We start from the raw sequence: 6,197 nt of genomic DNA, 5'->3' as shown, positions 1-6,197 counted from the left end.
GGTTGTATGGGCGGGTGTTTGCGGTGGTGCGGGGGTTGGTGTTTTTGGCTGCGGGTGGGACTTTTGAATAAGCCTCAAGGACTATTCTTAGAAAAAGAAGAACAAGTAATATGCCTGTCGATTGCCTCCAGCTGCCGTTCCTCATCCAAGTGATACCTAATCGCCGGCGCGGTCTCTATGCATTCCTCGCACCGGCTATGGAACTTCGTTCCTGGAACAAGATTTTGATGGCCTGCCATCATGCATCACCTCTCGAATACATCTTCGATTATCATAGCAATATTAGACAGGCTTGTTCATCCGCTAGCGACGACTAAAGCAATTAGTTTTTCAAGGAATCTCTACGTTCACAGGCTCAATCAACAACTCTGCCTCCACCTGATCCAGCCCAGCAGCAAGGGCAGTTGCGGACTCAAACCAGCTCGTTACCCCTACCAGTAAAGTCTTTGGCTGGTTGGTAGCAAAAGCAGCTCGGGCAGTGTCGATCAGTTCATGGGCGCAAAGCTCACGGTCCCCAGCATCGAGCGCTAACATCCAGGGGAAAACAGCGACCATACGCTCAGCCAGTGAATCATCCTCAAGTATTGAAGCAGAAATAATCTGACAGATGCGGGGCGCCGCTCATCGCACCACGCGCAGGGCCGGGCGTCCGCTCTCACTATGCTTTTCGGCCTTGCTCTCCCCCTGCACAAGTCGCAGACGAGTACTAAAGGCAAAGGCAGATACCTGAAAAATGTACTTAGCTTCTACAAGGTCGTCCGCCGAAGCATTCTGAGGAAGATACTCAGCCAACAGCGACTCCGGCATTAACAGGGCAGACGCGAACTCATCCGCCTCGCGCTCCTGCACAGCCAAAGAATCATCAACAGGAGCAAACTGGTGCAGCACAAGATGCCCCAGCTCATGAGCAATATCAAACCTAGCCCGCTCGGGCGTCTTCTGCCGAGCAATAAAAATAAAGGGCTTACCTTCATACCAGAGCGAGAACCCATCGACCTGCATGGCAGCATCTGGAAGCACCATCACGCTAATACCCCGCGACTCGCACAACTGCACCAAATTCGGTAGAGGCTTAGTACCTAGACCCCACTCTTCACGAAGCAACTGAGCAGCTACCCTCGGGGCTATTCCCTCGAATGAGGACACGACAATTGAAGGTAGGGTGAACTTATCCTCCACCCACTGCATGACCTCAATACCGGTAACGCCTGCTGCAACGGCAAAATCACGCGCGCTACGAGTAGCCGCACGGCCAGCTCTAAAATTAATACCGTCAACCTCAACCGCAGTCTGCGGTTGGCGTGAAAAATACTCAACCGGGTACCCCAGAATTTGAGCTAAGCAACCGCAGTTCTCATCTTGTTTGACCCTCACGCCACGTTAGGCCCCACAATGGAAACATGAAGAATCAAGAAACCCTCTACACGGTAGGGGAAGTAGCGCAGGCTCTCGGTGTCACGGTGCGCACCCTGCATCATTGGGAATCCCTCGGGCTCATTGCCCCTGCTGAGCGTACCTGGTCGAATTATCGGCTTTACACTCACGACGATATTGTGACCCTGCAACAGATCCACATCTACCGGGCAACCGGCATGAAACTCACCGACATTAAAGAAGCCCTGGCCAGTAGCTCAACCAGCCTGGAGCACCTCCGCAGGCAGCGCCAGGCCCTCATGGACCAACAACAGCAGCTTTCCGCTATGGTTGCTGCTATCGACACCCTCATGGAGATCGAAATGACGAATAAGAAACTCACCCTCACCGAAATCGGCGAAGTTCTCGGCGATGCCAACTTTGCCGATTACCAGGCAGAAGCTGAGGAACGCTACACCGGTACAGATGACTGGGCCACCACCCAGCAACGCACCGCCAACTGGAGCCAGGCCGACTGGGCCGGTTACAAGAATCGCACTGCTGAGCTGGACGGAAAATTAGCGGACGCCGTGCGCCGCGGCCTACCGACGGACAGCGCCGAGGCGGGCGAGCTCGTCCGCGCCCACCGCCAGGTACTCAGCGCCTTCTTCCCCGTCACCCCCGCCAAGCATTACCTGATCTCGCGCGGCTACATCAGCGACGAGCGGTTCACCAGCTACTACGAGACCCAGCAGCCAGGCCTAGCCCGGTGGTTGGCCGACGCTATCGAGGCAGAGGCTGAACGTGCCGGAGTAGACCTGGCCAACCCCAGCTGGGACTAACAAACGTCTCGCCCCTAACCGAGCGTGCGTCATATCGCTGAGTGTGCACCGACCATGCGCACGCTCAGCGATTTGGTGCACGCTCGTTACGCTGCCGGTAAACTGACCCTATGAAAATGCCCTTTACAGACCCGCCCCTGACCGGATCCGAAAAAGAGCTGGTGCTCGGTTATATCCGTTTTCAACAGGGGAAATTCTTGCGTAAGTACCAGGGCGCGGACGGCACCTGGCTGGATGAGAGCGTCCTTGCAACTCTTCTGCTCCCCACCAGCATGACCCTGACCGGCGTGGTCGGGCACCTCTGGTTCGTGGAGGACTACTGGCGGGAAAAACTCCTGCTCGGCCGCACCCCTATCTGAGGCGAAATCGACCGATACCCAGCAACCAAACCTCACCACGGGCTACGTGGAAATACCGAAGAGACACCCTAATAACCCAAACCCTAGGTAGGGCTACAATCAAGGGTCGAAAAATAATCTGCTCAACTCTAGCCCTCAACCTTGTACGTAATGTACATTTAGTACATGACTACATCTACTGGAACAGCAGAATTTCGCCAGAACCTTGGCCATTACTTCGATGAAGCACAGCGAGAACCCATTGCTATCGAAAGCAGAGGCCGCCGCCGAGCCGTCCTTGTCTCCCCCGTCTTTTTCGATCAAGCACTCGAAGCACTCGAAGACAAACTTGATGCAGCCAAAGCCCGTCAAGCCCGCCAAGAAGAAGACGAAATCCCCTTTGACCAGCTCATGGATGAGCTTGGCATCAAGCTCTCATGACAGATAACTACTCAGTTACCTTCAAACCTTCTGCAGCAAAAGAACTGCGCAAAATCAATAAAAACGATCAGACCCGCATTGCCAAGAAAATCCAAGAGCTTACTTCAAACCCATACCCGCCAGGGATCAAGAAAATAGTTGGAGGAGACGGCGAACTCAGACTTAGAGTTGGCAACTACAGGGTAATCTACGCTGTCGAAGAAGGACGACTCATCATCTTGGTTCTAACAATCGGTCACCGGCGAGACGTCTATAAAAAATAGAAAACAGACTTACCCCCCCCCCACCGACATCGGCAAGATCCTCGGCAACGCCAACTTCGCCAATTACCAGGCAGAAGCTGAGGAACGCTACGGCGGAACGTGCCGGAGTAGACCTGGCCAACCCCAGCTGGGACTAACAAACGTCTCGCCCCTAACCGAGCGTGCGTCATATCGCTGAGCGTGCGCATGGCAGGTGCACGCTCAGCGATATGACGCACGCTGGGCTGCTGGCATAGAGAAAACTCCCCGTGGGCAGACGGTAGTGGTCTGCCCACGGGGAGTTTTTAGGGCTAAAGGTTTTAGCGGCTAAGGGTGGGGTTGAGTTGCCTACTTGGGGGTGTCAGCACCCAGCTCTATTCCTGGGCCGTTACCTAGCTCAGCATCCGCTTCGCCCTTGGGTCCAAGTTCCTGCTCAAGTTCCTGGGCAGGGGCATGAGCTGGTTCGACCGGGGCAAGTGGCTGCTGAGCTTGCTGTGCCAGGGCCACGGGGGTTGAGGCTGAGAAGTTGCTAGCTGCGTCCGCAGAGCGCACAAAGTAGCGGGCCCCATCGGTGTGAGCTACCGAGTAGGTGGTGCTGTTCGTCGTTGCGATCACCCGGTTATTGCGTAGCACCTGGTAGGTGGCCTTACCACTGGCAGCAGACCAGGTCAGGACGTCGGTAGCCCCATCGGTGCGCACAGTTAGGGAGTGCGGGGCTGCTGGTGCGGTAACGTCGCGCTGGGTGAAGCGGGCAAAGCCCACGGTCTGCTGGGTACCGTAAGCGCCTTGGGAGCGGTTGATGTCGCCACCTACCCAGAGGGTGCCGGTGGAGTCCACAAACTGTTCCCAGACCCCGTCCCCGCGGGCGCCACTCAGGTTGGGGGCAAATTCGCCTAGCACATGGCCGGTTTCAGCGTCGAAGGCGGCAGAGAGACGGATGGAGTGCAGGTTGAAGAAGCCCTTGTTGGCCCAGGGGCGGCCCCAGGTGTCGGAGCCTTCATAGAGGTAGTTGCCGCAGTGGCAGGACCCGTAGATAACCTTGTTATCCTCATCTTCGTAGAGGTCCTGGTAGTCGCCGCCTCGGATACTGATGGCCGAGTAGGTGCGGGTCATATTGTGTTTGGCGTACTGGTGGATAATGTGCTCTGAGCCGACAGCCCACACGCTTGAGCCGGTGTCTTCAACATCGTATTGGAAGCCCTGGCGGCGGATAGTGGGGAAGGACGGGTCCCACACCCACATCTGGGCGACATTACTGTCAGTGGTGTTCAGCTGGGCCAGCTTCCAGGTCTTAGTGCCGTTGACTTCGCTGAAATAGCCTGCAAGGGCAACGGTGGCACCATCATCTGCTGCTGAGAGGCCATTGACCGAGCCGTTAATGTAGGGGCGCCAGCTAGCGTCGGGCTTATTGGCGCTGAAACTGAACCGGCCAGCGTTACGGGAGTAGCCGGTGGCACCGTTGCCGGTGTTGACGACGTGCGAGAATGAGCCACCAACGTAGAGGTAGTCCCCCTGCACATCCAGGGTGCGGGCGCTGGTGACGGACCCTGCGCGGCGGCTTGAGATGCCGAAGTTGTAGCTGCGGTCGATCTGGCCGGTGACAGGGTCAAGAATAACCAGGCCAGCGACCTTCTCGCCGTTGACTTCAGTAAATTCGCCGCCTACCGCTAGGGTGCCGTTGGGTAGGGCCTCTAGGGCCTTAATTTGGCCGTTGAAGGTGGGCGTGAAGGTGCGTACTAGTTCACCGGTATGCACATCGTACCCGGCGAGGAATTTTTGCTGCACCTTTTCGCCGGTTGCGGCGTTCTCTACCCAGGCGAAGTCGCCGCCGGTGAAGACGGTATCACCGACCTGGGTGATGGCCTGCACGTAGGTGTTCAGCTCGCTGCGCCTACCTGTTCCGGTGGCCTCGCTGGTGCGCCAAGTGACCTTAGCGGAGTATGAGTTGGGTAGGGCCCGGCGGGTCGAGCCGGTTACTCCGGTATCGGTGTAGTTGGTCAGGTTCAGGTCAGCCTGGGTCAGTTTGGGGCGCAGGTAGACCTGGGAGAAAGGTAGGGCGCCGGGGCCGGTTTTGCTCCAGAGGTGGGTGCTCTCATTGTTTGCCCCGCGGACGCCAGGGCCGTAGGCGAAACCTATACGCCAGTCTTGGGTGCGGTTACCCAGGAAGTTTACGTGGTACATGGGGTGCCCTGACCTCATCATCTGCCCGGTTACTGAGGGGATGTTTCTGAAGGAGGTTCTGGTGGTGGGTGAGTCGCCCCGGAATTTGATGTCCCGCCAGGTCTGGTTGCCTGAGAGTGCCCAGGTCCAGTCAGCGGCGTTGACGCAGGTTGCGGTCATGTTCTGCCATTTGGTGCCTTCGGCGTTGGCGGCCCGGCGGATGCGGAAGCCTTCGGTAAGGTCTGAGACTTTCTGGTTGCCGATGAGTGCGTCAATGGTGGTGGAGGGTAGCTGGACGGGGGTGAAGGCATCGGTGCCGTCGGGGTTGGTGTAGAGCTCGGAGGGCTTGCCCTTGCCGTTATAGTTCTCTTCCCAGCCGTCGCGGCCGCGGCCAATCATGACCCAGCCGCCGCCGTCCGTTTCTTGGTCGCAGTAGAACTGCTGGGGGGGGCTGCCAGCTCTGGGGTCCAGAGCCAGTAGGTGCCGCTGGTGGCGGCGGGGTTAGTCTGTTTAGCTTCCCAGCAGCTGGCGGCCGCTGTTTCGCTGGTCTTCCCATCAGGGGTGGAGGTATCTGCTGCGGTTGCCCCCGGTAGGAGGGTCACAGCGGTGGCCAGGGTCAGGGCACCTACCCCGGCTTGGGTGAGCAGGTTAGGTTTTTTGATGGAGAAGGGGGCTGTGAGCTGGGTTCGGGTTGCAGCCCAAAGATTGCGCGCGATAGTGCGCTTCGGCAGGCGCGCCGAAGTGTCTTGATGTTCCATGTGTTCCCTAGTAGGCAAAGATCCCGCAGGTGCGGGGCAGTTCAATGTGTGTACATCTAGCTT

At 57.6% G+C, this 6,197-nt stretch carries 8 protein-coding genes; 4 read left to right on the top strand and 4 right to left on the bottom strand.

The window, feature by feature from the left end; translation table 11 throughout:
• Positions 1 to 330: 330 nt before the first annotated feature.
• Positions 331 to 555: a hypothetical protein gene (locus tag ACED87_RS07095; protein ID WP_449084081.1), complete on the bottom strand. Its 225-nt coding sequence runs from the start codon at positions 553 to 555 to the stop codon at positions 331 to 333.
• A 66-nt stretch (positions 556 to 621) separates the two neighbouring features.
• Entirely contained in the window at positions 622 to 1,374 is a 753-nt protein-coding gene (locus ACED87_RS07090; protein WP_449084083.1) for an ImmA/IrrE family metallo-endopeptidase, read from the bottom strand.
• 26 nt (positions 1,375 to 1,400) lie between these two features.
• Here ACED87_RS07090 and ACED87_RS07085 point away from each other — a divergent pair, with 26 nt between their 5' ends.
• The 4 genes from ACED87_RS07085 (at position 1,401) to ACED87_RS07070 (ending at position 3,237) form a co-directional block, all read left to right on the top strand.
• Positions 1,401 to 2,195, top strand: coding sequence for a MerR family transcriptional regulator (locus ACED87_RS07085; RefSeq protein ID WP_449084085.1), 795 nt, complete (start codon positions 1,401 to 1,403; stop codon positions 2,193 to 2,195).
• Positions 2,196 to 2,311: 116 nt separating this feature from the next.
• Positions 2,312 to 2,554 (top strand): hypothetical protein, encoded by a 243-nt coding sequence (locus ACED87_RS07080; protein ID WP_449083565.1) that lies wholly within the window; start codon positions 2,312 to 2,314, stop codon positions 2,552 to 2,554.
• Positions 2,555 to 2,719: 165 nt separating this feature from the next.
• The gene (locus tag ACED87_RS07075) at positions 2,720 to 2,974 is read left to right on the top strand and encodes a type II toxin-antitoxin system Phd/YefM family antitoxin (RefSeq protein WP_449083567.1); all 255 of its coding nucleotides are present in this window, start codon (positions 2,720 to 2,722) and stop codon (positions 2,972 to 2,974) included.
• Positions 2,971 to 3,237, top strand: a complete 267-nt coding sequence (locus ACED87_RS07070; protein ID WP_449083569.1) for a type II toxin-antitoxin system RelE family toxin — start codon at positions 2,971 to 2,973, stop codon at positions 3,235 to 3,237. Before ACED87_RS07075 ends, ACED87_RS07070 begins: the two co-directional genes overlap by 4 nt.
• A gap of 327 nt (positions 3,238 to 3,564) precedes the next feature.
• On the opposite strand, the gene ACED87_RS07065 is transcribed toward ACED87_RS07070, so the two are convergent.
• A complete protein-coding gene (locus ACED87_RS07065; RefSeq protein WP_449089774.1) occupies positions 3,565 to 5,847 on the bottom strand; it encodes a fibrinogen-like YCDxxxxGGGW domain-containing protein in 2,283 nt (760 codons plus the stop codon).
• Positions 5,772 to 6,134, bottom strand: a complete 363-nt coding sequence (locus ACED87_RS07060) for a hypothetical protein (protein ID WP_449083570.1) — start codon at positions 6,132 to 6,134, stop codon at positions 5,772 to 5,774. The genes ACED87_RS07065 and ACED87_RS07060 overlap by 76 nt, the downstream gene beginning before the upstream one ends.
• Positions 6,135 to 6,197 lie beyond the last annotated feature (63 nt).

It is taken from the genome of Rothia sp. 32237D007AR, assembly GCF_053544675.1.
Note: the sequence above shows the minus strand (reverse complement) of the source record. Positions and strands in the feature narration are given on the sequence as shown.